Origin of the sequence: Streptomyces sp. NPDC002044 (genome assembly GCF_040296725.1) — a bacterium.
Lineage (GTDB): Bacteria > Actinomycetota > Actinomycetes > Streptomycetales > Streptomycetaceae > Streptomyces > Streptomyces antarcticus.
In genome coordinates this window covers 45,279-68,665 of the sequence record NZ_JBEOXU010000019.1, presented here as the reverse complement: position 1 = coordinate 68,665, position 23,387 = coordinate 45,279, and the positions used below count along the sequence as shown (strand labels likewise).

Below are 23,387 nucleotides of genomic sequence, written 5' to 3'. Positions count from 1 at the left end.
CGCGGCCCCTCGGCGGCGAGCCTGCGGCGCTCGCGGCGGGACAGCGCGCGCATCCCGATGTACGAGAGCAGGGCCGGGAGCAGGGTGACCGAGGCGGCGACGGTCAGGACCACGGTGACGGAGGCGGCTATCGCGACGCCGTTGAGGAAGTTCAGCCGCAGCACGAGCATCCCGAGCAGGGCGATGCAGACGGTGGCTCCGGCGAAGACGACGGCCCGGCCGGTGGTGGCGACGGCGCTCTCGGCCGCCTCGTCGACGGGCAGCCCGCGCAGCAGGCCCTTGCGGTGGCGGGTGACGATGAACAGCGCGTAGTCGATGCCTACGCCGAGCCCGACGAGGGTGCCGAGCATCGGGGCGAAGTCGGCGACCGGCATGGCGTGCCCGAGGAGGGTGATGCCGAAGTAGGCGGTGCCCACGCTGACCAGGGCGGTCGCGAGGGGCAGCAGGCTCGCGGCGAGCGAGCCGAAGGCGAGGAAGAGCACGAGGGCGGCGATGGCGACGCCTATGACCTCGGCGAGGTGCGCGGTGGGGGCCTCCGTCAGGCCGACGGCGCGGCCGCCGAGTTCCACGCGCAGGCCGTCGGCCTCGGTGCGGGGGTTCTTGGCCGCGTCGACGACCGCCTGGGCCTGGCCTCGGGGTACGGCGTCGGCCTGCCGGTCGAAGGTCACCACGGCGTAGGCGGTGCGTCCGTCGGGGCTGATCCGGGCGGCGCTCTCGGGGCCGGGTCCGTACGGGCCGGCGACGGAGCCGACGCCGGGGAGCGCGGCGATGGCGTCCAGGGCCCGGGTCATGCGCGCTTCGACGTCGGGGGTCCGGGCGTTCTGCCGGTCCGGGGTCCGCCACACGACGGTGTCGGTGTCCCCGCCCTGGCCGTGGAAGCCCTCGCGCAGCAGGGCGTGGGCCTTGGCGGACTCGGTGCCGGGCACCTCGTAGTCGTTGGAGAACGCCGGTCCCGCGGTTCCCGCGGCCGCGGCGCTCGCGCCGAGGGCGAGCAGCCAGATCAGTACGGCGAGGAGTCGGTGGCGCGTGCACCACCGTGCGATTGCTGCCAACGGACGTGCTCCCTGGTGGTACGGATCTTTACCGGGAAAACGGCCCGTCGCAAAGAACGCGTGAACTGAACACTTCGGATCGTGAAGGCCCGGCCGACGGCCCGGGGGGTCGCCCCGAGGTGCCGGCCCAGGTGGTGCGCACCGTTTCGGCCCAGGTGGTACGCAGGGTCACGATCTCAGCGTTTCGTGATCGTCGGCCCGTTTCGTGGGCATCGTCACAGGCGGTGGGAGGGGTCCGGGAGAACGATGGGAGAGGTCCGGGAGATCAGGGGACGTCGGTCACGAGTGATCACGGGGCCGGGGTGCCGGGCGCCGCGACCGGCCGCGGCGCCTCGGGCCGGCCGGGTCGGTCGGCCCGGTCGGCCCGGTAGCCCGGGACCGAGGGCCACCGGACGGTGAGGACGACCGCGTCCTCCTCGGCGTACCAGGAGTGGTCCACGCCGCGCCCCCACAGGACGTAGTCGCCCTGTTCGGCGAGGACGACGCTGCGCTCCGGGAAGTCCAGCCGGAAGCGACTGCTGATCAGCACCAGCAGGGCGGTGCGCCGCTCCCCGGTCGCCCACCGCTCCCGGACCTCGCCCTTCGGGTGGACCCCCCATTTGATCTCCACGTCCCGGCTGTGGCGGGGGTCGGCGGGGTCCTTGAAGTGGCCCAGGAGCCAGCCGCGGTCGGCGGCCGCGTCGGGCCCGGCCTTGCCGGTGTGGATGGTGGAGTCGGCGTTCACGGGGCGAGGCTAATGCAGTTGTGCGGCACCGCCGTGCGCTGCTCAGCTGGCCCGATGACGATCGATCGTGACGAGTTGACGCGCATCCGGGACCTCTACGACGCCGTGATGCGCAGGGACGCCCGGCCCGACGCGGCGGGGGCCCGCGTGGAGCGGGCGGGCGGGGTCGTACGCCAGTCGGTGCCCGGGCCGGGCTGGAACGGGGTGCTCTGGTCGGACCTCGACGGGGCGACGGCGGACGCGGAGATCGCCGCCCAGGTGGCGTTCTTCGCAGGGCTCGGCGCGGCCGGGTTCGAGTGGAAGCTGTACGCGCACGACCGGCCGGCGGACCTCGGGGGGCGGCTGGCGGCGGCCGGGTTCGTGCCGGAGCCGGCCGAGACGCTGATGGTGGGCCTGGCCGCGGAGCTCGCGGAGCTGCCGGTGGAACCGCCGGAGGGGATCACGCTGCGGGTGGTGACGGACGAGGCCGGCGTGGACCTGATGATGGAGGTCCACCGGCGGGCTTTCGGCACGGACCGGCCGCACATCCGGGAGCAGGTGCTCGGCATGCTGCGGGAGGAGCCGGGGTCCCTCGCGGCCGTGCTCGCGATGGCGGGCGACACCCCGGTCTCGGCGGCCCGGATGGAGATGCGGCCGGGCCTGCCGTTCGCGGGCCTCTGGGGCGGCGGTACCGATCCCGCGTGGCGGGGCCGGGGCGTCTACCGCCTGCTGGTGGCCCACCGCGCCCGCATCGCGGCCGAGCGGGGCGTCCCGTACCTCCAGGTGGACGCCTCTTCGGAGAGCCGCCCGATCCTGGAGCGGCTGGGGTTCGGGGTGCTGGGGGTGACGGTCCCGTACCTGTGGGAGGCGTGAGCGGGCGGCCGTCCCCGCGCGGGGAGAGAGGGGTACCGGGCCGGCGGGGCCTCGGGCATGATCGGCGGCATGGAACGCATCAGCCCGCCCCTGACCGGCGACGAGCGCGAGACCCTCCGGGCGTACCTCGACTACCACCGGGCCACGCTGGCCTGGAAGTGCGAGGGCCTGGACGACGAACAGCTGCGCCGCGTCGCCTCGCCCCCGTCCACCCTGTCGCTGCTGGGCCTGGTGCGGCACATGGCCGAGGTGGAACGGCACTGGTTCCGGCGCGTCCTGGACGGCGAGGACCTGCCCCACCTGTGGTCGGACGACCACGACTTCCAGGCCGCGTACGACGCGTCGGGCTCGACCCGTGACGAGGCGTTCGCCGCCTGGGAGGACCAGGTGGCGCACTCCCGCCGGATCGAGGCGGCCGCCGGCTCCCTGGACGTGACCGTCCACGTGCCCGGCTGGGAGAAGGAAGCCTCGCTGCGGCTGCTCATGCTCCACCTGATCCACGAGTACGCCCGCCACAACGGCCACGCCGACTTCCTGCGCGAGGCCGTCGACGGCACCACGGGGGCGTGACGCGCGCGGCGCTCGCCCCCGGCGTCGCGTCGGCCCTCGGCCGTCGCCTCAGTCCCCGGCCGTCGCGGAGGCGGCTCCGGTGGCCCCGGCCTCCGCACCGGCCCGCCAGTAGCCGAGCCCGTTCACGCGCTGCTTCGGCAGGCCGAGTTCCTTGCGCAGGTACGAGGTCAGCGTCCGGGTCGTCGCCGTGTCGCAGGCCAGCCACACGTACGCCGCCGACGGGTCCCCCAGCAGCTCCGGGAGTTCGGCCCTGACCCGGTCGACCAGCGCCGTGCCGCCCCGCGGTACCCGGCGGATCTCGTGCCGGGCCGGGTCCAGCCGTACGGGCAGGTCCGCGTCGGAGGCGTGCTGCGTCTCGAACCAGATCGTCGCGGGGGTCCGCGGGAAGGAGTCCAGCAGGGAGTTGACCGCCGGGAGGGAGGCCGGGTCGCCGATGACCAGCAGCCGTTCCGGGGCCGGTTCGGGGGCGGTGAAGCCCGTGCCCTGGACGGTCGCGTCGATGGTGTCGCCGGGCGCGGCGGTGCGCGCCCAGGCGCTCGCCACCCCGCCGTGCAGCGCGAACTCCAGGGAGAACGTGCCCGCTCGCGGGTCCGGGTCCACGAGCGTGTAGGCCCGCTGGTGCGGCCGGGCCGCGCCCTCGAACCAGACGCGCACCCACATCGTCGGGTGCAGGGACTCCCCCACCGCCGCGAGCAGTCCGCCGTCCGTGAAGTGGATGCGGCGGTAGTCCGCCGTGACGTCCCGCGCTCCCGTGACCGTGAACGTGAAGTCCCTGCCCCGCAGCAGCTTGAGGACCACGCCCTCCCAGCCCTTGCCGACCGCCATGTCCGACCCCTCCCCGCCCGCCCTGTAGTTAGGACTGCCTAACCTAACGCGCCTCGGGGAAGAATGTGAGCAGCGTGAACAGCAGTGTGAGCGGCGGAGGCGGAGGCACGCGGGCGGCGCTCGCGGTGACCGGCGTACAGCTGCTGGGCGACAAGAACAAGGACAGGGCGAGCGAGGCGGGCGGGGCCGGCCGGTCGTGAAGTCGGTGCAGGTCAAGGACGCGCTGTGGCCGCGCATCCGGGTGGAGGACACCTGCGGGGCCCAGGACGGGGTCGTCGTCCTCGCCGCCCCCACGCCGCGCCGCTGACCGGGGGGCCGGGGTACGCGCGAAGGCGCCCCGTACCGGTGCGGAACCGGTGCGGGACGCCCTCGTGCCGGCCGTCAGCCCTCGGAGACGCCCAGGCGCTCCAGGATGAGCTCCTTGACGCGCGCCGCGTCGGCCTGGCCGCGCGTGGTCTTCATGACCGCTCCGACCAGGGCACCGACGGCGGCGACCTTGCCACCGCGGATCTTGTCGGCGATGGCCGCGTTGCCCGCGATGGCCTCGTCAACGGCCGCGCCGAGCGCGCCCTCGTCCGAGACGACCTTCAGGCCGCGCTTCTCCACGACCTCGTCCGGGGTGCCCTCGCCGGCGAGGACGCCTTCGAGGACCTGGCGGGCCAGCTTGTCGTTCAGCTCGCCGGCCGCGACGAGCGCCGCGACCCGGGCGACCTGCGCCGGGGTGATCGGCAGCTCGTCGACGACGACGCCCTGCTCGTTGGCGTTGCGGGCCAGCTCGCCCATCCACCACTTGCGCGCGGCGGCCGAGTCGGCGCCCGCCTCGGTCGTGGCGACGATGGAGTCCACCGCGCCCGCGTTGAGGATCGACTGCATGTCGTGCTCGGTGACGCCCCACTCCTCGCGGAGCCGGTTGCGGCGCGTGCGCGGCATCTCGGGCAGACCGCCGCGCAGCTCCTCGACCCAGGTGCGGGCCGGGGCCACGGGGACCAGGTCGGGCTCCGGGAAGTACCGGTAGTCCTCGGCGTTGTCCTTGATGCGGCCGGCCGTGGTCGAGCCGTCCTCCTCGTGGAAGTGCCGGGTCTCCTGCACGATCGTGCCGCCCGAGGTGAGCACCGCGGCGTGGCGCCGGATCTCGTAGCGGGCCGCGCGCTCGACGGAGCGCAGCGAGTTGACGTTCTTCGTCTCGCTGCGGGTGCCGAACGCGGACTCGGGGGTCGGGCGCAGCGACAGGTTCACGTCGCAGCGCATCTGGCCCTTGTCCATGCGGGCCTCGGAGACGCCGAGCGCCTTGATGACCTCGCGCAGCTCGGCGACGTACGCCTTCGCGACCTCGGGGGCGCGCTCGCCGGCGCCCTCGATCGGCTTGGTGACGATCTCGATGAGGGGGATGCCGGCGCGGTTGTAGTCCAGCAGCGAGTGGGACGCGCCGTGGATGCGTCCGGTGGCGCCGCCGACGTGCAGCGACTTGCCGGTGTCCTCCTCCATGTGGGCGCGCTCGATCTCCACGCGGAAGATCTCGCCGTCCTCCAACTGCACGTCGAGGAAGCCGTTGAAGGCGATCGGCTCGTCGTACTGGGAGGTCTGGAAGTTCTTCGGCATGTCCGGGTAGAAGTAGTTCTTCCGGGCGAAGCGGCACCACTCGGCGATCTCGCAGTTCAGCGCGAGACCGATCTTGATGGCGGACTCGATGCCGATCTCGTTGACGACCGGGAGGGCGCCGGGCAGGCCCAGGCAGACCGGGCAGGTCTGCGAGTTGGGGTCGGCGCCCAGTTCGGTCGAGCAGCCGCAGAACATCTTGGTCCTGGTGCCGAGCTCGACATGGACCTCCAGGCCCATGACGGGGTCGAACGAGGCGAGAGCGTCCTCGTACGACAGGAGTTCGGTGAAGGTGGTCACGGTGAAACTTTCCCTCTCAGCCCAGCAGGACGTCTTCGTCGCCGAGTCGCTTCAGCTCGCGGTACAGGATCGCGAGGCCGGTGACGATTGCGGCGGCGGACACGGCGGCGTCGACGAGCTTGAGCACGTCGTTCTCGGAGCGGGCCTTCTTCACCTGCTTCAGCACGCTGAGCGCGCCGAAGGCGGTGGTGCCGATCGACAGGTAGGTGCCGGTCTTGGACTTCCTGAAGCCCTTGGCCTTGGACAGTGCACTGGTGCTCACAGCGACGGTGCCTCCTCAAGCAGCGGGTGACCCCAGCGTGCGATGAAGGCGGCCTCGACGGCCGCGCCGACCTTGTAGAGCCGGTCGTCCTTCATCGCCGGGGCGATGATTTGCAGTCCGACCGGGAGACCGTCCTCCGGAGCCAGGCCGCAGGGGAGCGACATGGCGGAGTTGCCGGCCAGGTTGGTCGGGATGGTGCACAGGTCCGCGAGGTACATGGCGAGGGGGTCGTCGGTGCGCTCGCCGATCGGGAAGGCGGTGGTCGGGGTCGTCGGGGAGACGATGACGTCGACCTGCTCGAAGGACTTCTCGAAGTCCTTGGTGATGAGCGTGCGGACCTTCTGGGCGGAGCCGTAGTACGCGTCGTAGTAGCCGGAGCTGAGCGCGTACGTGCCGAGGATGATGCGGCGCTTGACCTCGTCGCCGAAGCCGGCCTCGCGGGTCAGGGCGGTGACGTCCTCGGCGGACTTGGTGCCGTCGTCGCCGACGCGCAGGCCGTAGCGCATCGCGTCGAAGCGGGCCAGGTTGGAGGAGCACTCGGACGGCGCGATCAGGTAGTACGCGGCCATCGCGAGGTCGAAGGAAGGGCAGTCCAGCTCGACGATCTCGGCGCCGAGCTCGCCCAGGAGCTCCACCGCCTCGTTGAAGCGCTGGACGACGCCGGCCTGGTAGCCCTCGCCGGCGAACTGCTTGACGACACCGACGCGCATGCCGGCGACGGAGCCGTTGCGGGCCGCCTCGACGACCGGCGGGACCGGGGCGTCGATGGAGGTGGAGTCCATCGGGTCGTGGCCGGCGATGACCTCGTGGAGGAGGGCCGCGTCCAGGACCGTACGGGCGCAGGGGCCGCCCTGGTCGAGGGAGGAGGAGAAGGCCACCATGCCGTAGCGGGAGACGCCGCCGTAGGTGGGCTTGACGCCGACCGTGCCGGTGACGGCGGCGGGCTGGCGGATGGAGCCGCCGGTGTCCGTGCCGATGGCGAGGGGGGCCTGGTACGCGGCCAGCGCGGCCGCGGAGCCGCCGCCGGAGCCGCCGGGGATCCGGGTGAGGTCCCAGGGGTTGCCGGTGGGGCCGTAGGCACTGTTCTCGGTGGAGGACCCCATGGCGAACTCGTCCATGTTGGTCTTGCCGAGGATGACGACGTCGGCTTCCTTCAGCTTGCGCGTCAGGGTGGCGTCGTACGGCGGGATCCAGCCTTCGAGGATCTTCGAGCCGACGGTGGTCGGTACCCCGACGGTGGTGAAGATGTCCTTGAGGGCGAGCGGGACGCCGGCCAGCGGGCCGAGCTTCTCGCCGGCGTCGCGCTTGGCGTCGACGGCCCGTGCCTGGGCGAGCGCGCCCTCGCGGTCGACGTGCAGGAAAGCGTGGACCTTCTCGTCGGTCGCGTCGATGCGGGCCAGGTGGGCCTCGGTGACCTCGACGGCCGTCAGCTCGCCGGAGGCGATCTTCTCGGCGGTCTGTGCGGCGGTGAGCCGGATGATGTCGGTCATGGTGGTTAGTCCTCCCCCAGGATCTGCGGCACCTTGAAACGCTGCTGCTCCTGGGCGGGAGCACCGGAGAGCGCCTGCTCGGGGGTGAGCGAAGGACGGACCTCGTCCGCGCGCATGACGTTCGTCAGGGGCAGCGGGTGGGAGGTCGGCGGAACGTCTTGGTCGGCGACCTCGGAAACGCGGGCGACCGCGCCGATGATGTCGTCGAGCTGTCCGGCGAAGTGGTCCAGCTCTTCGGCCTTGAGCTCCAGACGTGCCAGCCGAGCGAGGTGGGCGACCTCCTCGCGCGTGATGCCAGGCATGCAGCGATCCTCTGGGGTGGTGAGCGTGTGGTTTCGGGCCCAATCCTATGGGGCTGGGCCCCTGACGCGTGAAACCGGTTTCCGGCGGGGCGGTGCGGGAAGCCCGTGCGGGTCCGCCGCGCGGGGCGTTCCGGGCGCCGCCCGGACCCGCGCCTCACACGCCGGTGAGGCTGGAACCACCCCGCGGGCAATCCAGCCCCGGCAGCGGCGGCGCGCCCGCGCACCCTCGCGGGGTCAGCCCGCGTCGGCCTCGGCGGCCGCCAGTTCGGCCGTGATGTCGGCCGGGCGGCGCCAGCCGCGCTCACCGCGGGCCAGCAGCCAGGCCGTGGCCTCCTGCGGCGGCATCGCGGCCGCGATCAGCCAGCCCTGCACCGCGTCGCAGCCCAGGTCCCGCAGCCGCTCCCACGTCTCGTCGTCCTCGACGCCCTCGGCCACCACGAGCAGACCGAGCGAGTGCGCGAGGTCCACCGTGCACCGCACGATCTCGGCGTCCTGCGCGTCGACCGCCAGCCGGCCCACGAACGACCGGTCGATCTTCAGCTCGCTGACCGGCAGCCGCCGCAGGTGGACCAGGGAGGAGTAGCCGGTGCCGAAGTCGTCCAGCGACATCTTCACCCCGTAGCCGGTCAGGCCGGCCATGGTGTCGGCCGCCCGCTGGGGGTCCTCCAGCAGCACGTGTTCCGTTATCTCCAGCTGGAGGCCGCTCGCCGGGACCCCGTGCCGGGCCAGCCGGGCGGCGACCGCCCCGGCGAAGCCCGGGGTGTGGACGTCGCGGGGCGAGACGTTGACGGCGACGGGGACCTTGAGGCCCTGGGCCCGCCAGCGCGCCACCTGGGCGAGCGCGGTCTCCAGGACGTATTCGGTCAGGTGCGGCATCAGGCCGGAGGTCTCGGCGATCGCGATGAACTCGTCCGGGGACACCCGGCCGCGTTCCGGATGGACCCAGCGGACCAGCGCCTCCAACCCCGCGACCTGGCCGTCGAAGCGGACCTTCGGCTGGTAGTGGAGTTCCACCTCGCCGGCGTCCAGGGCTCTGCGCAGGTCGCCGAGGAGGCCGAGCCGGTCGGGTGTGTTGCTGTCGCGCTTGGACTCGTACACCTCGACGCCGGTGCGGTCGCGCTTGGCCTGGTACATCGCGACGTCCGCGCGCCGCAGCAGCCCCTCCGCGTCCAGCGCGTGGTCGGGGAAGACGGCGAGGCCCGCGCTGGCCTCCAGGACGAGGGTGAGACCGTCCAGGTCGAGCGGGGAGCTGAGCTCGGCCACCAGGTGGCGCGCGATCCGCTGGGCGCTGGTGGTGGAGTCGGCGACGGGCAGCAGGACGGCGAACTCGTCGCCGCCGAGGCGGGCCGCCTCGGCGTCCGCGGGCAGCGCCTGGCGCAGCCGGTCGGCGATCTGGAGGAGCAGCCGGTCGCCGGCGAGGTGGCCGAGGGTGTCGTTGACCGCGCGGAAGCGGTCCAGGTCGATCAGTACGAGCGCCGCCCGGGTGCCGAGGCGTTCGGCCTCGTCCAGGGCGGTCCAGGCCCGCTCCAGCAGCCACTGCCGGTTCGGCAGCCCGGTCAGCGGGTCCCGCAGCTGCTCCTCGGCGCGCGCCCGGGCGATCCACAGGGTGGAGTCCAGCGCGATCAGCGGGACGGCGAACAGCGGCAGCAGGACGGGCTGGGTGACGGCGACGACGCAGATCAGGGGGGCGATCCCGAGCAGCGCGACCGCGACTAAGGCCTGGCGGAGCAGGGCGGTGCGGGCGACGGTGGGCAGGCCGCCGCCGCGCGGGGACAGGGCGAGCCACAGCAGGAGCCGGGTGACGAGGAGGTAGGAGACGGCGACGAGGACGACCTCGGGCACCGCCTCCACGTCCCAGGTGCCGGGCTGCCACGGCGTCTCGACGGACGGCTCCTCGCCGAACAGGCCGAGCACGAGGGCGCCCGCGCCGATGCCGAGGATGTCCACGGAGCCGTGCAGCAGGCCCTGCCGCCAGCGGTGCCGGCGGGCGGCCCCGACGAGGGACACCACCGCGAGCGAGACGAGTCCGGCGGGCACCCAGCCGTACAGGAGGAGGACGCCGAGGGTCAGCGCGGCGCCCGAACCGGTGCCGCCCCACCAGCGGTCGCGGCCGAGCGCGACGAGGTGGCCGACGATGATGCCGGTCAGCAGGGCGAGCGCCCAGCCGACCGTGCCGCCGGGGAACAGGGCCTGACGGCTGGTCAGCGCGGAGACGATGCCGGCCGCGAGGACGACGACGGACAGGCCCACGACGACGAAGGGCAGCACGCCCCGCCCCTGGCCTCCCGCGCACGCACCGTTGTCCGGCGGCCGGCCGTCCGGCAGCCGGCTGTCCGGTGTCCTGACCCCCAGGACACCGAACCGGCCCGCCCGCATGGAAGGGCGTTCCCCGCCGAATTCAGGTGACGGGTCGGCGCTTTCGGTGGGTTTCATGCCCGTCCCTCTCACAGCCGGCGATGCCGATGTCACGCGATGGCGCCGATCTCACGCCGTCACGGCCGGAAATCGCGTCCCGCAGCCGTGCACGACAGGCGCACCCCTCAACAGTAGGACGCGGGAGGCTCCCAGGGGCAGCGGTCGGCAGCGGTTGCCCGAATGCGACCCAGCCATCGTCATCAGTACGGTATCCGCCGAACGGGTGAGTTGGGACCAGGCCCCCGGCCGCCTTTCCGATGATCCGACAGGTCACCGCCCTGCGAACAGCCCCGTACCGGCCGTTTGCCACCGCCTGCCGCGCCTGGCGTGCGCCCGCCCGTCCGGCCGCACGCCACGCATCGGTATCCCGGGTCCACTCGCCCCGAAGGGTTCCCTCATGGGGTATTACTCCGCTTCGCCGTCCCCGTCCAGGGGGAGCGCGGCGGCCCGGGCCGCGTCCGGTCCCTGCTCCAGCAGGACCTCGAAACCGGCGTCGTCGAGGACGGCGAGCTTCAACTGCACGGCCTTGTCGTACTTCGAGCCGGGGTTGTCCCCCACCACGACGAACGAGGTCTTCTTCGACACCGATCCGGTGACCTTGGCGCCCCGGCTCTGCAGGGCGTCCTTCGCACCGTCCCGGGTGTGGTCCCGGAGCGTGCCCGTGACGACGACGGTGAGCCCCTCCAGCGGGCGCGGCCCCTGCTCCTCGTCGGCCCCGTCCTCCTCCATCCGGACGCCGGCCTCCCGCCACTTGCGCAGGATCTCCTGGTGCCAGTCGACGGCGAACCACTCCTTGAGGGAGGCGGCGATGATCGCGCCGACGCCCTCGGTGCCCGTCAGCTCCTCCTCGGTGGCCTGCTCGATGCGCTCGACCGAGCGGAACTCGCGGGCGAGTGCCTCCGCCGCCACCGGGCCGACGTGCCGGATCGACAGGCCGTTGATGAAGCGCGCCAGCGGGCGGTCCTTGGCCGCCGCGATGTGCTCCAGCATGGCCAGGGCGTTCTTCTTCGGCTCGCCCTTCTGGTTGGCGAAGACCGTGACGATCTTCTCCTCGCCCGTCTTCGGGTCCCGCTTGGGCAGCCCGCTGTCCTGGTCCAGGACGTACGCCTTGATGGGCAGCAGCTGCTCGATGGTCAGGCCGAAGAGGTCGCCCTCGTCCAGCAGCGGGGGCTCGGCCGGCTCCAGCGGCCCGGTCAGCGCGGCGGCCGCCACCATGCCGAAGTTCTCGATGTCCAGGCTCTGCCGGCCCGCGAGGTAGAACAGCCGCTGGCGCAGCTGGGCCGGGCAGGTCTGGGCGTTGGGGCACCGGACGTCGATGTCCCCCTCCTTCATCGGCCGCAGCTCCGCCCCGCACTCGGGGCACTCGGCCGGCATCACGAACTCCCGTTCGCTGCCGTCGCGCAGGTCCACCACCGGCCCGAGGATCTCGGGGATGACATCGCCCGCCTTGCGCAGCACCACGGTGTCCCCGATGAGCACGCCCTTGGCCTTGACGACCTGCTGGTTGTGCAGGGTGGCGAACTCGACCTCGGAGCCGGCCACCGTCACCGGCTCCACCTGCGCGTACGGGGTCACCCGCCCGGTGCGGCCGACGCCGACCTTGATGTCGATGAGCTTGCTGTTGACCTCTTCGGGGGCGTACTTCCAGGCGATGGCCCAGCGCGGTGCGCGGGCCGTGGAGCCCAGCCGGCCCTGAAGGGCGATCTCGTCGAGCTTGACGACGACGCCGTCGATCTCGTGCTCCACCGAGTGCCGGTTCGCGCCGAAGTCGGCGATGAACTCGCGGACTTCGGCGAGCGTGGAGACGACCTTGTTGTGCCGGGCGGTCGGCAGGCCCCACTCGTGCAGCAGCTCGTACGCCTGGGACTGGCAGGTGATCTCGAAGCCCTCGCGCGCGCCGATCCCGTGCACCACCATGTGCAGCGGGCGGCTCGCGGTGACCTTCGGGTCCTTCTGGCGCAGTGAACCGGCCGCCGCGTTGCGCGGGTTGGCGAAGGGCTTGCCGTCGGTCTCGACCAGGCGGGCGTTGAGCTCCTCGAACTTCTCCATCGGGAAGAAGACCTCGCCGCGGATCTCGACGAGGGCCGGGATCCGGTCCCCCTCGAGCCGGTCCGGGACATCGGTGATGGTGCGGACGTTGGGGGTGATGTCCTCACCGGTGCGGCCGTCGCCGCGGGTGGCGGCCCGGGTCAGCCGGCCGTTCTCGTAGGTGAGATTGACGGCGAGGCCGTCCACCTTCAGCTCGCACAGGTAGTGGTAGTCCGAGGTGTTCACGTCGCGGGCCACCCGCTCGGCCCAGGCGGACAGTTCCTCGTCGTCGAAGGCGTTGTCGAGGGAGAGCATGCGCTCCCGGTGCACGACGGACGCGAAGTCCGTCTCGTACGCCCCGGCCACCTTCTGGGTGGGCGAGTCGGGCGTGCGCAGCTCCGTGTACCGCTCCTCCAGCGCCTCCAGCGAGCGCAGCAGCGTGTCGAACTCGGCGTCGCTGACGACCGGCTGGTCGTTCACGTAGTACCGGAAGCGGTGCTCCTCGATCTGTTCGGCGAGCAGTGCGTGCTGCTCGCGCACCGCCGCCGGTACTGCCGTGTCCTGCTGTTCGGCTGCCATGCCGTGTCCTCCCGTGGCCCGTCCCGACCGTCACTCAGGGTTGTCGGCGAGCGACCTCGCCGCTCTGGCGCAATGCGCCTGCGCCGCGCGGGCGTAGGCGGGCGAGGCGCCCGCCAGACCGCACGACGGGGTGACCACGACGGACTCCGCCAGAGTCCCCGGGGCCAGTCCCAGCCTGCGCCAGAGCTTCCTGACACCCATGACGCTACCGCCCGGGTCCGACAACGGGCCGTCGGTCCCGGGCACCACTCCGGCGAAGAGTTTCGTACCGTCCTCGACGGCCTCCCCGAGGGCGTCGTCCTCGCGCTCGGTGAGCAAGGAGAAATCGAACGACACGCCCGTGACGCCGGCCCGCCGGAGCAGGGCGAAGGGGACCTCGGGCGCGCAGGAGTGCGCGACGACCTCGCCGTCGTGGACGGCGACGAGGTCGCGCAGCGTGCCCTCGACGACCTGCCGGTCGACGGCGCGGTAGGTGCGGTAGCCGCTGGCGGAGCGGACCCGGCCGAGCAGTACGGCGGTCAGGGAGGGCTCGTCGAGCTGGAGGACGATCTCGGCGCCGGGGATCCGCTTGCGGACGTCCGCCAGGTGCTCGCGCAGGCCCTCGGCGAGGGATCCGGCCAGGTCGCGGCAGGCCCCGGGGTCCTTCAGGACGGCTTCGCCGCCGTGCAGCTCCAGGGCCGCGGCGAGTGTCCAGGGCCCGACGGCCTGGACCTTGAGCCGGCCCTCGTAGCCCTGGGTGAACTCCTCCAGCGCGTCGAGGTCCTCGCCGAGCCAGGAGCGGGCGCGCCGGCTGTCGCGGCCGGGCCGGTCGCTGATCCGCCAGCCGCTGGGCTCGACGTGCGCGTACATGTCGACGAGCAGTCCCAGCGAGCGGCCGATCATGTCGGCTCCGGGGCCGCGGGCGGGCAGTTCGGCGAGGTACGGGAAGTCCTCGAAGGAGCCCGTGACGGTCCTGGCGGCCTCGCGGGCGTCGCCGCCGGGCAGCGAGCCGATTCCGGTGGCGCCCGCGCTCATCGGCCGGGCCTGACGGTCAGGTCGTTGACCTCGGCGTCGCGGGGCAGGTCGATGGCCATGACGATGGTGGTGGCCACGGACTCGGGGTCGATCCAGGCGGCGGGGTCGTAGTCCTTGCCCTCCTGGGAGTGCACCTTGGCCTGCATGGGGCTGGCGGTGCGGCCCGGGTAGACGGAGGTGACGCGGATGCCGTTCGGCCGCTCCTCGTCGCGCAGGGAGTCGGCCAGGGCCTTCAGGCCGTGCTTGGAGGCGGCGTACGCGCTCCAGTCGGCGTGGGCGCGCAGTCCGGCGCCGGAGTTCACGAAGACGATGTCCGCGCGGGAGGCCCGCAGGGTGGGCAGCAGCAGCCGGGTGACCTCGGCGGGGGCGATGAGGTTGACGTTGAGCTGCTGGTGCCAGGTCTTGGGGCGCAGGTCGCCGACGGGGCCGAGATCGACGATCCCGGCGATGTGCAGCAGCGAGTCGATCCGCTCCGGGACCGCCTGCTTGGAGAACGCCCACGAGAGCCGGTCGGGGTCGGCGAGGTCGCCGACGAGGGCCGCCGACCCCGGGTAGCGGTCGACGAGCAGGCGGGCCCGGCCGGCGTCGCGGGCGAGGAGGACGAGGTCGTCGCCGCGGGCGTGCAGGCGGGCCGCGACGGCGGCGCCGATGCCGGATCCGGCACCGGTGATCAGGTGAGTAGCCATGGTGCCCATGCTCGCACCCCGTCCGGGGCCCGCGTCCCGGCCGCCCGCCGCCGGGCCGCCGCGCCGTAGCGCCGGCGCCCCGGGTCAGAGCCCCGCGGCCGCGCGGAGGCCCGCGGCCGTCTTCGCGGCGTCGTAGTCGGGGGCGACGCCGTCGACCAGGATGGCCTCGCCCGGGACGTGTCCGGTGCGCAGCGGGAGGATCGCCTGGTAGGCGTCGGAGGCGTACCAGGCGCGGGCCCGCCCCATGTCGGGGAAGCCGATCATGACGACCGTGCCGGGGAAGGGGCCCTCCAGGACCTCGACCTCGCGGCCGTGGACGAGGAAGCGGCCGCCGAAGGGGTCCATGGTGGCCTGGATGGACTCGATGTAGCGCAGGACGTCCTCGTGCATCGTCGCGGGGCGGATGTGGGCGATGGCGTACGCGGTCATGGCGGTCTCCCCTGTCGGTCGCCGGCCGGCCCGGTGGTCCGGGCCGTTGCTCCGATCCTGCCGACCGGGCGGCCGCGGGGCCATGACCCGTGGGGTCATGCCGGTGCGGGGGCGGCCGCCGGGTCGTGCGGCTGGAAGGTGCGGCGGTAGGCGATCGGGGAGGTGCCGAGCACGGAGCGCATGTGCTGGCGCAGGGAGTTGGCGGAGCCGAAGCCCGCGCGGTGGGCGACCAGGTCCACGGGCAGGTCGCTGGACTCCAGCAAGTGGCGGGCGATCTCCAGGCGTTGGGCGGTGAGCCACTGCACGGGGGTCATGCCGACCTCGTCGCGGAACCGGCGGGTGAAGGTGCGCAGGCTCATCCGGGCGTGCGCGGCCAGCTCGGCCAGCGTGACGGGTTCCGCGAGCCGTTCCAGGGCCCACGCGCGGGTCGCGGTGGTGGTGGCGACGGTCGGCTCGGGGACGGGCCGGTCGATGTACTGGGCCTGCCCGCCGTCGCGCCACGGCGGTACGACGCACAGCCGGGCGGCGCGGTTGGCGACGGCGGTGCCGTGGTCGCGGCGGACGAGGTAGAGGCAGAGGTCGACGCCCGCGGCCACTCCGGCGGAGGTGAGGATGTCACCGTCGTCGACGAAGAGGACCTCCTCGTCGAGCCGGACGCGCGGGAAGGCCCGCTGGAACTCGGGGGCGTGCAGCCAGTGGGTGGTGGCGGGCCGGCCGTCGAGCAGCCCGGCCGCGGCGAGGACGTACGAGCCGGTGCAGATGGACACCAGCCGGGTGCCGGGGCGGATCGCGGCGAGGGCCGCGGCCAGGGCGGGCGGCAGCGGGGCGCCGTGGGCGAGGTCGTCCATGGCGTGCGTGGGCGGGATGATCACGGTGTCGGCGGCGGCGAGCGCCTCGGGGCCGGCCGAGACGCCGACCGTGAAGCCCGCGTCGCTGGCGACGGGGAGGCCGTCGGCGGTGCAGACGGTGACCTCGTAGAGCGGGCCGCCGGCCTCGTCCTGGGCGTTGCCGAAGACCCGGGAGGGCATCCCGAGCTCGAACGGGGGGACGCCTTCGAGGGCCAGTACGGCAATACGGTGCATGGCCAGATCCTGTCACATGGTGGCCGTACGGTCAGCACTACGCGGGCTCCGGGGCCGCGAAGCTGGGGTCATCGGCCGGGGAAACCGGCACGGACCAGCATCAAGGAGACATTCATGCGCGCCGTCGTCGTCAGCAAGTGGGGCGGACCCGAGGTCCTCGTCGAGACGCAGGCCGAGCGCCCGGAGCCCGGCATGGGCGAGGTCCTCGTACGGGTCCACGCCGCCGGGGTGAACCCGGTCGACTGGAAGACCCGCGAGAGCGGCGCCCTGATCCCCTGGGGGCCGGTCCCGGCGGTCGGCTGGGACGTCTCGGGCACCGTCGAGGCGGTCGGCCCGGGCGTGACCCTGTACCGGGCGGGCGACGAGGTGTACGGCATGCCCCGCTTCCCGCAGCAGGCCGGCGCGTACGCCGAGTACGTGACCGCCCCGGCCCGGCACTTCGCCCGCAAGCCCGCCTCGCTGGACCACGTACAGGCGGCGGCGCTGCCGCTGGCCGCGCTGACCGCCTGGCAGGCCCTGGTGGACACCGCGGGAGTCACGGCCGGACAGCGGGTGCTGGTCCACGCGGCGGCCGGCGGGGTCGGCCACCTGGCCGTGCAGATCGCCAAGGCCCGCGGCGCGTACGTGATCGGCACCGCGAGCGCCGCCAAGCACGGGCTGCTGCGCGAGCTGGGCGCGGACGAGGTGATCGACTACCGCACCACGGACTTCGAGGACGTCGTCTCCGACGTGGACGTCGTGATCGACGCGGTCGGCGGGGACAACGGGCGGCGCTCGCTGAAGGTGCTCAAGGCAGGCGGCCACCTGGTGACCCTGCCGGGCCCCGACGGGGTTCCGGACGGCGCGGACGGCGTGCACGCCGTCTGGCTCCTGGTGGAGCCGGACCTGGGGGGCCTCCGGGAGATCGCCGCCCTGGCGGACCGGGGCCTGCTCAAGCCGCTGATCGAGGCGGTCCTGCCGCTGGAGCAGGCCGCGAAGGCCCACGAGCTCGGCGAGCGCGGCCGGACCACCGGCAAGATCGTCCTGACGGTGGCCTGACACGCCGGCGGGGAGGGCGCCCCGCACGGCGCCCTACACGGACGCGGCCGCGGCCCGCGTGGTCGTCGCGATGGTGGCGGAGCCGACCACGCGGGTGCCGTCGTAGAGCACGATCGCCTGGCCGGGGGCCACGCCGCGGACCGGCTCCGTGAAGGAGACGCGCAGCTCGCCGTCCACCAGCTCGGCGAAGACCTCGCTCTCGCCGCCGTGGGCGCGCAGCTGCGCGGTGTACGTGCCGGGGGCGGCGGCCGTGGAACCGCACCAGCGCGGGCGGATCGCGGTGAGGGCGGTGACGTCCAGGGCCTCGACGGGGCCGACGGTGACGGTGTTGTTCACCGGGGAGATGTCGAGGACGTAGCGCGGCTTGCCGTCGGCGGCCGGGTGCCCGATGCGCAGGCCCTTGCGCTGGCCGATGGTGAAGCCGAAGGCGCCCTCGTGGGTGCCGACCTTCTCACCGGTCTCGTCGACGATGTCGCCCTCGGCCTTGCCGAGGCGGCCCGCGAGGAAGCCCTGGGTGTCGCCGTCGGCGATGAAGCAGATGTCGTGGCTGTCGGGCTTCTTCGCGACGGCCAGGCCGCGCTCCTCGGCCTCGGCCCGGATCTCCTCCTTGGTGGTGAGGGTGTCACCGAGCGGGAAGAGGGCGTGGGCGAGCTGCTTCTCGTCGAGCACGCCGAGGACGTACGACTGGTCCTTGGCCATGTCGCAGGCGCGGTGCAGCTCGCGGGAGCCGTCCGCGTTCCGTACGACGGTGGCGTAGTGGCCGGTGCAGACGGCGTCGAAGCCGAGGGCGAGGGCCTTGTCCAGCAGCGCGGCGAACTTGATCTTCTCGTTGCAGCGCAGGCAGGGGTTCGGGGTGCGCCCGGCCTCGTACTCGGAGATGAAGTCCTCGACGACGTCCTCGCGGAAGCGCTCGGCGAGGTCCCAGACGTAGAACGGGATGCCGATGACGTCGGCGGCGCGGCGGGCGTCGCGGGAGTCCTCGATGGTGCAGCAGCCGCGGGCTCCGGTGCGGAAGGACTGCGGGTTCGCGGAGAGCGCGAGGTGGACGCCGGTCACGTCGTGCCCGGCTTCGACCGCGCGGGCGGCGGCGACGGCGGAGTCCACGCCGCCGGACATGGCGGCCAGGACGCGGAGGGGGCGGGTGGTGCGCGGCAGGTTCTCAGTCATAGCACCGTCCAGGGTACGGGGAACCGCAAGGGGTCACAGCGCGTTGTCGGGGTCAGGGGGGTGGATCACATGGCGAGCGAGGGCGCGAAGGACGGGAAGGCCGCGGGGAGACCGCGCCGGACCCGCAGGGCGGTGCTGTTCGGGGGGCTCGGGGTCGTCGCCGCGGCGGCGGTCGTCGGCCGGGACGAGCTGGGCCGTGCCTGGTGGCTGATGCCGGGGGTGTCCAAACCGCGCAAGGACGGCGAGATCGACCACGCGGGGGCGGGCTGGACCGCGGCCTCCCCGGCGAACTGGCGGCTCGCGGACCGGCCGGACGACTACCGCGTGGACCGGATCGTCGTGCATGTCACACAGGGTGGTTTCGCGTCCTCGGTGGACGCGTTCAAGAACCCGTGGCACAAGGCGTCGGCGCACTACATAGTGCGCCAGGACGGCCATGTCGAGCAGATGGTGCGGGAGTTGGACGTCGCTTTCCACGCGGGCAACCGGTCGATGAACGAGCGGAGCGTCGGCATCGAGCACGTGGGCTTCGTGGACCGCCCGCAGGACTTCACCGACGCGATGTACGCGGCCTCGGCCGTGCTGGCGGCGGGCGTCTGCCGGCGCTACGGCATACCGGCGGACCGCACCCACATCGTCGGGCACTCCGAGGTGCCGGGCGCCGACCACACGGACCCGGGCCGCCACTGGGACTGGGACCGGTACGTCCGCCTGGTCGGCGAGGCCCTGCGCGCCGCGGGCTGAGACCCCGCGGGCTGAGACCCCGCGGGCTGAAGCCCCGCGGGCCGAAGCCCCCCGGGCCGCTAGCTGAGCCCCGCGGTGCGGGCGCGGTCGACCGCCGGGCCGATGGCCGCCGCGACGGCGGCGACGTCCTGCCTCGTGGAGGTGTGGCCCAGGGAGAAGCGCAGGGTGCCGCGGGCCAGCCTCGGATCGGTGCCGGTGGCCAGCAGGACGTGGCTGGGCTGGGCGACCCCGGCGGTGCAGGCCGAGCCGGTGGAGCACTCGATGCCCTGGGCGTCGAGCAGGAGCAGCAGGGAGTCCCCCTCGCAGCCGGGGAAGCTGAAGTGGGCGTTGGCCGGGAGGCGGTCCTCGGGGTCGCCGCCGAGGACGGCGTCGGGTACGGCGGCCAGCACGGCGGAGACGAGTTCGTCGCGCAGGGCGCCGATCTCGGCGGCGAACCGCTCGCGCCGTTCGGCGGCGAGGACGGCGGCGACCGCGAAGGCGGCGATGGCGGGCACGTCGAGGGTGCCGGAGCGCACGTGCCGTTCCTGGCCGCCGCCGTGCAGGACGGGCACCGGGGTCTGGTCGCGGCCGAGCAGCAGGGCGCCGATCCCGTAGGGGCCGCCGATCTTGTGGCCGCTGACGGTCATGGCTGCCAGGCCGCTGTCGGCGAAGCGGACGTCGAGCTGGCCGAAGGCCTGGACGGCGTCGGAGTGGAGCGGGATGCCGTGCGCGGCGGCGACGTCGGCCAGTGCGCGGACCGGCATGACGGTGCCGATCTCGTTGTTCGCCCACATCACGGTGGCGAGCGCCACGTCGTCGGGGTCGCGCTCGACGGCCTCCCGGAAGGCGTCGGGGTGGACGCGCCCGTGACGGTCCACGGGCAGGTACTCCACCCGCGCGCCCTCGTGCTCGGCGAGCCAGTGCACGGCGTCGAGGACCGCGTGGTGCTCGACGGGGCTGGTCAGGATCCGGGTCCGGGCGGGGTCGGCGTCGCGCCGGGCCCAGTAGAGGCCCTTGACGGCGAGGTTGTCGGCCTCGGTCCCGCCCGCGGTGAAGACCACCTCGCTCGGGCGGGCGCCGATCGCCTCGGCGAGGGCCTCGCGGGCCTCCTCGACGGTACGGCGGGCCCGGCGGCCGGCGGCGTGGAGGGAGGAGGCGTTCCCCGTGGCGGCGAACTGCGCGGCCATCGCCGCGGCGGCCTCCGGCAGCATCGGGGTGGTGGCGGCGTGGTCGAGGTAGGCCATGATCCCCCGATTCTACGAGTCCCCCGGGCCGCGGATCTCCAGCGGGACTCCCCGGACCGGACCCCCGCCGCGGTCGCACGGCGGGGCGGGGGGGCCGGCCGGCCTCGGCGCCGGGGCGTGCCGCCGGGCCCGGCCGAGGTCAGGGACCCGGGCCGGGCCCGGCGGGCGTGCCGGCGGTGATCAGACCTGGCGCGGTGCGCGGGCCAGCTGGCGGGACTGGGCCACGAGGCGGTCCGCGGAGTCCCAGACCTCGGCGTCCTCCTCCAGGAAGCCGCCGGCCAGGTTGCGCGTGGTGATGGCGACCCGCAGGGGGCCCGGCGCCGGGCGGCGGCGGACGTGGGTGGTCAGCTCCACGGTCGGGGTCCAGCCGATCAGGCCGAGGTCGAAGGAGGTGGGCGGCAGGGCGTCCACCGCGAGCAGCATGGAGAGCGGATCGGCGTCGCGGCCGTCGGCCAGCTCGAACCACGCCCGCATCTCGCCCTTGCCGGAGGGCGCGCCGACGGCCCAGCCGGCCGTGGCCGGGTCCAGCCGCAGCCGGAGCCGGTCGACGATCGCGGAACTGCCGGGGATCGGGGCCGGGCCGGCCTCGGGGCCGAGGCAGTCCTCGTAGGGGGGCATGACGGGCGGGCGGGCCGTGGTCCGTACGTCGTCCGGGAGCGAGGCGAGGTCGCCGTAGGAGGCGAGGACGCGGATGCGCTCGACCTCGGCGCCGTTCTCGTCGTACTGGAACAGCGAAGCCTGGCCCGTGGAGAGGGTGCGGCCGATCCGGACGACCTGGGTGCGGATCACGGCGGGGCCGGGCACGGAGGAGGTCAGGTAGTGCGCGGAGACCGTGAAGGGGTCCGGGTGCGGCAGGGTGGCCGACAGGGCCCGGCCGACCAGGGCCAGCAGGTATCCGCCATTGACGGCGGTGATGATCGTCCAGCCGGCGGAGAGTTCCGCGTCGTACACCCCGGCCTCGCCCGCGCGGGCGGTGATGGTGGTGTCGCGGTCGAACTCGCTGTCGCCGATGGAGGCCTGGGCAGCTGCGTGTGACATGCAAACGACGGTACACCGGAGATCTACTAAGCGGTAGCTTATTTCTGTTACGGCTCCTCGGCCACCGAGGACCGGCGGTTCCAGGCCAGGGGCGCGCGCAGGTGGTAGCGGATGGCCAGGAGGCGCAGGACGAAGGTGGTGACGATCGCCAGGCCCGTGGTGATCGCGTTCAGGGTGTCGAGCGCGATGAAGACGGCGACCATCGAGGCGCCGACCATGGCCGGGACGGCGTACATCTCGCGGTCCCGCAGCAGCGAGGGCACCTCGTTGACGAGCACGTCGCGCAGGACTCCCCCGCCGACGGCCGTGGCCAGCCCGAGCGCGGCGGACGCGGTGAGGCCGAGTCCGTACTCGTACGCCTTGGTCGTGCCCGTCACGCAGAACAGCGCGAGGCCGGCGGCGTCGAAGACGTTGATGGCCCGGTTGATCCGCTGGACCTCCGGGTGCAGGAAGAAGACGAGCGCGGCGGCGATCAGCGGCGTGACGAAGAAACTGAGCTCGCCGAAGGCGGCGGGCGGGACGGCCCCGATGACGAGGTCGCGGAAGAGACCGCCGCCGAGCGCGGTGACCAGGGCGAGGACGGCGATGCCGAAGACGTCGAAGTTCTTGCGTACGGCGAGGAGCGCGCCGGCCGTGGCGAAGACGAAGATGCCCGCGAGGTCCAGCGCGTGCTGGATGCCGGGCGGGAAGAGATCGTGGAGCACCGGGACATTGTCGCCTGCGGCGGGCCCGCCGCACGCCCCGGACCGGGCCCGGCACCCGTCCGGCTCCACCGGCCCTCCGGCACCGCTCACGCGGGCGGGGCCGGCCGCACACGCGGGCGGGGCCGGAGGTCCTCCGGCCCCGCGCGTGTTTTCGGCCGCTACTCCGAAACCGTGGTCACCGCGTCGGCCGCGCCCGGCAGGGGCTGGTCACCCGGCACCTGGTCGGGGGCGTTCTCCGGGTGGTGGCAGGCCACCTGGTGCCCCGTCTTGAGCGCCAGCAGCGGCGGCTCCTGCGTGGTGCAGACCTGCGTGGCCTTCCAGCACCGCGTGTGGAAGCGGCAGCCGCTCGGCGGCGAGATCGGCGACGGCACGTCGCCCTTGAGCAGGATGCGGCCGCTCGCGGCGCCGCGCCGGCGCGGGTCCGGCACGGGCACGGCCGACATGAGCGCCGTGGTGTAGGGGTGCATCGGGGCCCCGTACAGGGCCTTGTTGTCCGCCAGCTCGACGATCTTGCCCAGGTACATCACCGCGATCCGGTCCGACACGTGCCGGATGACGGAGAGGTCGTGGGCGATGATCACGTACGTGAGGCCGAGCTCCTGCTGGAGGTCGTCCAGCAGGTTGACCACCTGGGCCTGGATGGACACGTCCAGCGCCGAGACCGGCTCGTCCGCGACGACCAGCTTCGGGTTGAGCGCCAGGGCCCGGGCGATGCCGATGCGCTGGCGCTGGCCGCCCGAGAACTCGTGCGGGTAGCGGTTGTAGTGCTCGGGGTTGAGGCCGACCAGCGACAGCAGCCGCTGCACCTCCGGCTTGATCCCGCCTTCGGGCGTGACGTTCTGGAGCTTGAACGGCGCGCTGACGATGGTGCCCACGGTGTGCCGGGGGTTCAGCGAGCCGTACGGGTCCTGGAAGATCATCTGGATGTCGCGGCGCAGCGGCCGCATGCCGGCCACGCCGAGGTGCGTGATGTCCTTGCCCTCGAACTCGACGGTGCCGCCCGTGGGCTCCAGCAGCCGGGTGATCAGCCGGCCCATGGTGGACTTGCCGCAGCCGGACTCGCCGACGATGCCGAGGGTCTCACCGCGCCGGACGTCGAAGTCGATGCCGTCGACGGCCTTGACGGCGCCGGCCTGGCGCCGCAGCAGCCCCTTGGTGAGGGGGAAGTGCTTGGTCAGGCCGGAGACCTTGAGCAGCACCTCGGGCGAGTCGGTGGCCTGCCTGGGGATGACGGCCGTGTCCGTCTTCTTCATGTCGGGGGTCTCGG

The 23,387-nt window shown here is 73.5% G+C and carries 23 protein-coding genes; 5 read left to right on the top strand and 18 right to left on the bottom strand.

What is annotated here, in order from left to right; all coding sequences use genetic code 11:
* Both ABT106_RS07910 and ABT106_RS07905 read right to left on the bottom strand, forming a co-directional pair.
* On the bottom strand, positions 1-1,052 hold a 1,052-nt coding region (locus tag ABT106_RS07910), incomplete at its 3' end, for an MMPL family transporter (protein WP_351273880.1).
* A 289-nt stretch (positions 1,053-1,341) separates the two neighbouring features.
* Entirely contained in the window at positions 1,342-1,776 is a 435-nt protein-coding gene (locus ABT106_RS07905; RefSeq protein ID WP_351273877.1) for a cupin domain-containing protein, read from the bottom strand.
* A gap of 54 nt (positions 1,777-1,830) precedes the next feature.
* Between ABT106_RS07905 and ABT106_RS07900 the strand changes: the two genes are divergently transcribed.
* Both ABT106_RS07900 and ABT106_RS07895 read left to right on the top strand, forming a co-directional pair.
* Positions 1,831-2,628, top strand: a complete 798-nt coding sequence (locus ABT106_RS07900) for a GNAT family N-acetyltransferase (RefSeq protein ID WP_351273874.1) — start codon at positions 1,831-1,833, stop codon at positions 2,626-2,628.
* Positions 2,629-2,697: 69 nt separating this feature from the next.
* Positions 2,698-3,198, top strand: a complete 501-nt coding sequence (locus tag ABT106_RS07895) for a DinB family protein (RefSeq protein ID WP_351273871.1) — start codon at positions 2,698-2,700, stop codon at positions 3,196-3,198.
* Between the two features lie 48 nt (positions 3,199-3,246).
* On the opposite strand, the gene ABT106_RS07890 is transcribed toward ABT106_RS07895, so the two are convergent.
* Positions 3,247-4,023 carry a siderophore-interacting protein gene (locus tag ABT106_RS07890; RefSeq protein ID WP_351273869.1) on the bottom strand — a complete coding sequence of 259 codons (777 nt, stop codon included), beginning with the start codon at positions 4,021-4,023 and terminating at the stop codon, positions 3,247-3,249.
* 74 nt (positions 4,024-4,097) lie between these two features.
* Between ABT106_RS07890 and ABT106_RS07885 the strand changes: the two genes are divergently transcribed.
* Positions 4,098-4,223, top strand: a complete 126-nt coding sequence (locus ABT106_RS07885) for a hypothetical protein (RefSeq protein WP_351273866.1) — start codon at positions 4,098-4,100, stop codon at positions 4,221-4,223.
* A 181-nt stretch (positions 4,224-4,404) separates the two neighbouring features.
* On the opposite strand, the gene gatB is transcribed toward ABT106_RS07885, so the two are convergent.
* From gatB to ABT106_RS07835, 10 genes are all read right to left on the bottom strand, one after another.
* On the bottom strand, positions 4,405-5,919 hold the full coding sequence (gene gatB / locus ABT106_RS07880) for an Asp-tRNA(Asn)/Glu-tRNA(Gln) amidotransferase subunit GatB (RefSeq protein ID WP_351273864.1): 1,515 nt from the start codon (positions 5,917-5,919) through the stop codon (positions 4,405-4,407).
* Between the two features lie 16 nt (positions 5,920-5,935).
* Positions 5,936-6,181: a hypothetical protein gene (locus tag ABT106_RS07875; RefSeq protein WP_267717697.1), complete on the bottom strand. Its 246-nt coding sequence runs from the start codon at positions 6,179-6,181 to the stop codon at positions 5,936-5,938.
* Positions 6,178-7,671: an Asp-tRNA(Asn)/Glu-tRNA(Gln) amidotransferase subunit GatA gene (gene gatA, locus ABT106_RS07870; protein WP_351273861.1), complete on the bottom strand. Its 1,494-nt coding sequence runs from the start codon at positions 7,669-7,671 to the stop codon at positions 6,178-6,180. The genes ABT106_RS07875 and gatA overlap by 4 nt, the downstream gene beginning before the upstream one ends.
* Before the next feature lie 5 nt (positions 7,672-7,676).
* Complete coding sequence (gene gatC / locus ABT106_RS07865; protein WP_010984178.1) at positions 7,677-7,973, bottom strand: Asp-tRNA(Asn)/Glu-tRNA(Gln) amidotransferase subunit GatC; 297 nt, start codon at positions 7,971-7,973, stop codon at positions 7,677-7,679.
* A gap of 234 nt (positions 7,974-8,207) precedes the next feature.
* Complete coding sequence (locus tag ABT106_RS07860) at positions 8,208-10,349, bottom strand: putative bifunctional diguanylate cyclase/phosphodiesterase (protein ID WP_502979259.1); 2,142 nt, start codon at positions 10,347-10,349, stop codon at positions 8,208-8,210.
* Positions 10,350-10,793: 444 nt separating this feature from the next.
* Positions 10,794-12,995, bottom strand: a complete 2,202-nt coding sequence (ligA, locus tag ABT106_RS07855) for an NAD-dependent DNA ligase LigA (RefSeq protein ID WP_351273854.1) — start codon at positions 12,993-12,995, stop codon at positions 10,794-10,796.
* Positions 12,996-13,025: 30 nt separating this feature from the next.
* The gene (locus ABT106_RS07850) at positions 13,026-14,009 is read right to left on the bottom strand and encodes a methionine synthase (protein ID WP_351273851.1); all 984 of its coding nucleotides are present in this window, start codon (positions 14,007-14,009) and stop codon (positions 13,026-13,028) included.
* Positions 14,006-14,695, bottom strand: a complete 690-nt coding sequence (locus tag ABT106_RS07845; RefSeq protein ID WP_351273848.1) for an SDR family oxidoreductase — start codon at positions 14,693-14,695, stop codon at positions 14,006-14,008. The genes ABT106_RS07850 and ABT106_RS07845 overlap by 4 nt, the downstream gene beginning before the upstream one ends.
* Before the next feature lie 84 nt (positions 14,696-14,779).
* A complete protein-coding gene (locus ABT106_RS07840) occupies positions 14,780-15,124 on the bottom strand; it encodes a DUF1330 domain-containing protein (RefSeq protein ID WP_351273845.1) in 345 nt (114 codons plus the stop codon).
* A gap of 95 nt (positions 15,125-15,219) precedes the next feature.
* Entirely contained in the window at positions 15,220-16,206 is a 987-nt protein-coding gene (locus tag ABT106_RS07835) for a GlxA family transcriptional regulator (protein WP_351273842.1), read from the bottom strand.
* A gap of 114 nt (positions 16,207-16,320) precedes the next feature.
* Between ABT106_RS07835 and ABT106_RS07830 the strand changes: the two genes are divergently transcribed.
* Positions 16,321-17,244, top strand: coding sequence for an NADP-dependent oxidoreductase (locus ABT106_RS07830; RefSeq protein WP_351273839.1), 924 nt, complete (start codon positions 16,321-16,323; stop codon positions 17,242-17,244).
* A 33-nt stretch (positions 17,245-17,277) separates the two neighbouring features.
* On the opposite strand, the gene mnmA is transcribed toward ABT106_RS07830, so the two are convergent.
* On the bottom strand, positions 17,278-18,411 hold the full coding sequence (gene mnmA / locus ABT106_RS07825) for a tRNA 2-thiouridine(34) synthase MnmA (RefSeq protein ID WP_351273836.1): 1,134 nt from the start codon (positions 18,409-18,411) through the stop codon (positions 17,278-17,280).
* 69 nt (positions 18,412-18,480) lie between these two features.
* On the opposite strand from mnmA, the gene ABT106_RS07820 reads away from it, so the two are divergent.
* Positions 18,481-19,155, top strand: coding sequence for an N-acetylmuramoyl-L-alanine amidase (locus tag ABT106_RS07820; protein ID WP_351273833.1), 675 nt, complete (start codon positions 18,481-18,483; stop codon positions 19,153-19,155).
* Between the two features lie 59 nt (positions 19,156-19,214).
* Here the strand turns inward: ABT106_RS07820 and ABT106_RS07815 are convergent, their stop codons facing one another.
* From ABT106_RS07815 to ABT106_RS07800, 4 genes are all read right to left on the bottom strand, one after another.
* Positions 19,215-20,378, bottom strand: a complete 1,164-nt coding sequence (locus ABT106_RS07815; RefSeq protein ID WP_351273830.1) for a cysteine desulfurase family protein — start codon at positions 20,376-20,378, stop codon at positions 19,215-19,217.
* A gap of 180 nt (positions 20,379-20,558) precedes the next feature.
* The gene (locus ABT106_RS07810) at positions 20,559-21,416 is read right to left on the bottom strand and encodes a thioesterase family protein (protein ID WP_351273827.1); all 858 of its coding nucleotides are present in this window, start codon (positions 21,414-21,416) and stop codon (positions 20,559-20,561) included.
* A gap of 47 nt (positions 21,417-21,463) precedes the next feature.
* Positions 21,464-22,120: a trimeric intracellular cation channel family protein gene (locus ABT106_RS07805; protein WP_351273824.1), complete on the bottom strand. Its 657-nt coding sequence runs from the start codon at positions 22,118-22,120 to the stop codon at positions 21,464-21,466.
* A gap of 158 nt (positions 22,121-22,278) precedes the next feature.
* Positions 22,279-23,373, bottom strand: a complete 1,095-nt coding sequence (locus ABT106_RS07800; RefSeq protein WP_351273896.1) for an ABC transporter ATP-binding protein — start codon at positions 23,371-23,373, stop codon at positions 22,279-22,281.
* Between the last annotated feature and the right edge of the window lie 14 nt (positions 23,374-23,387).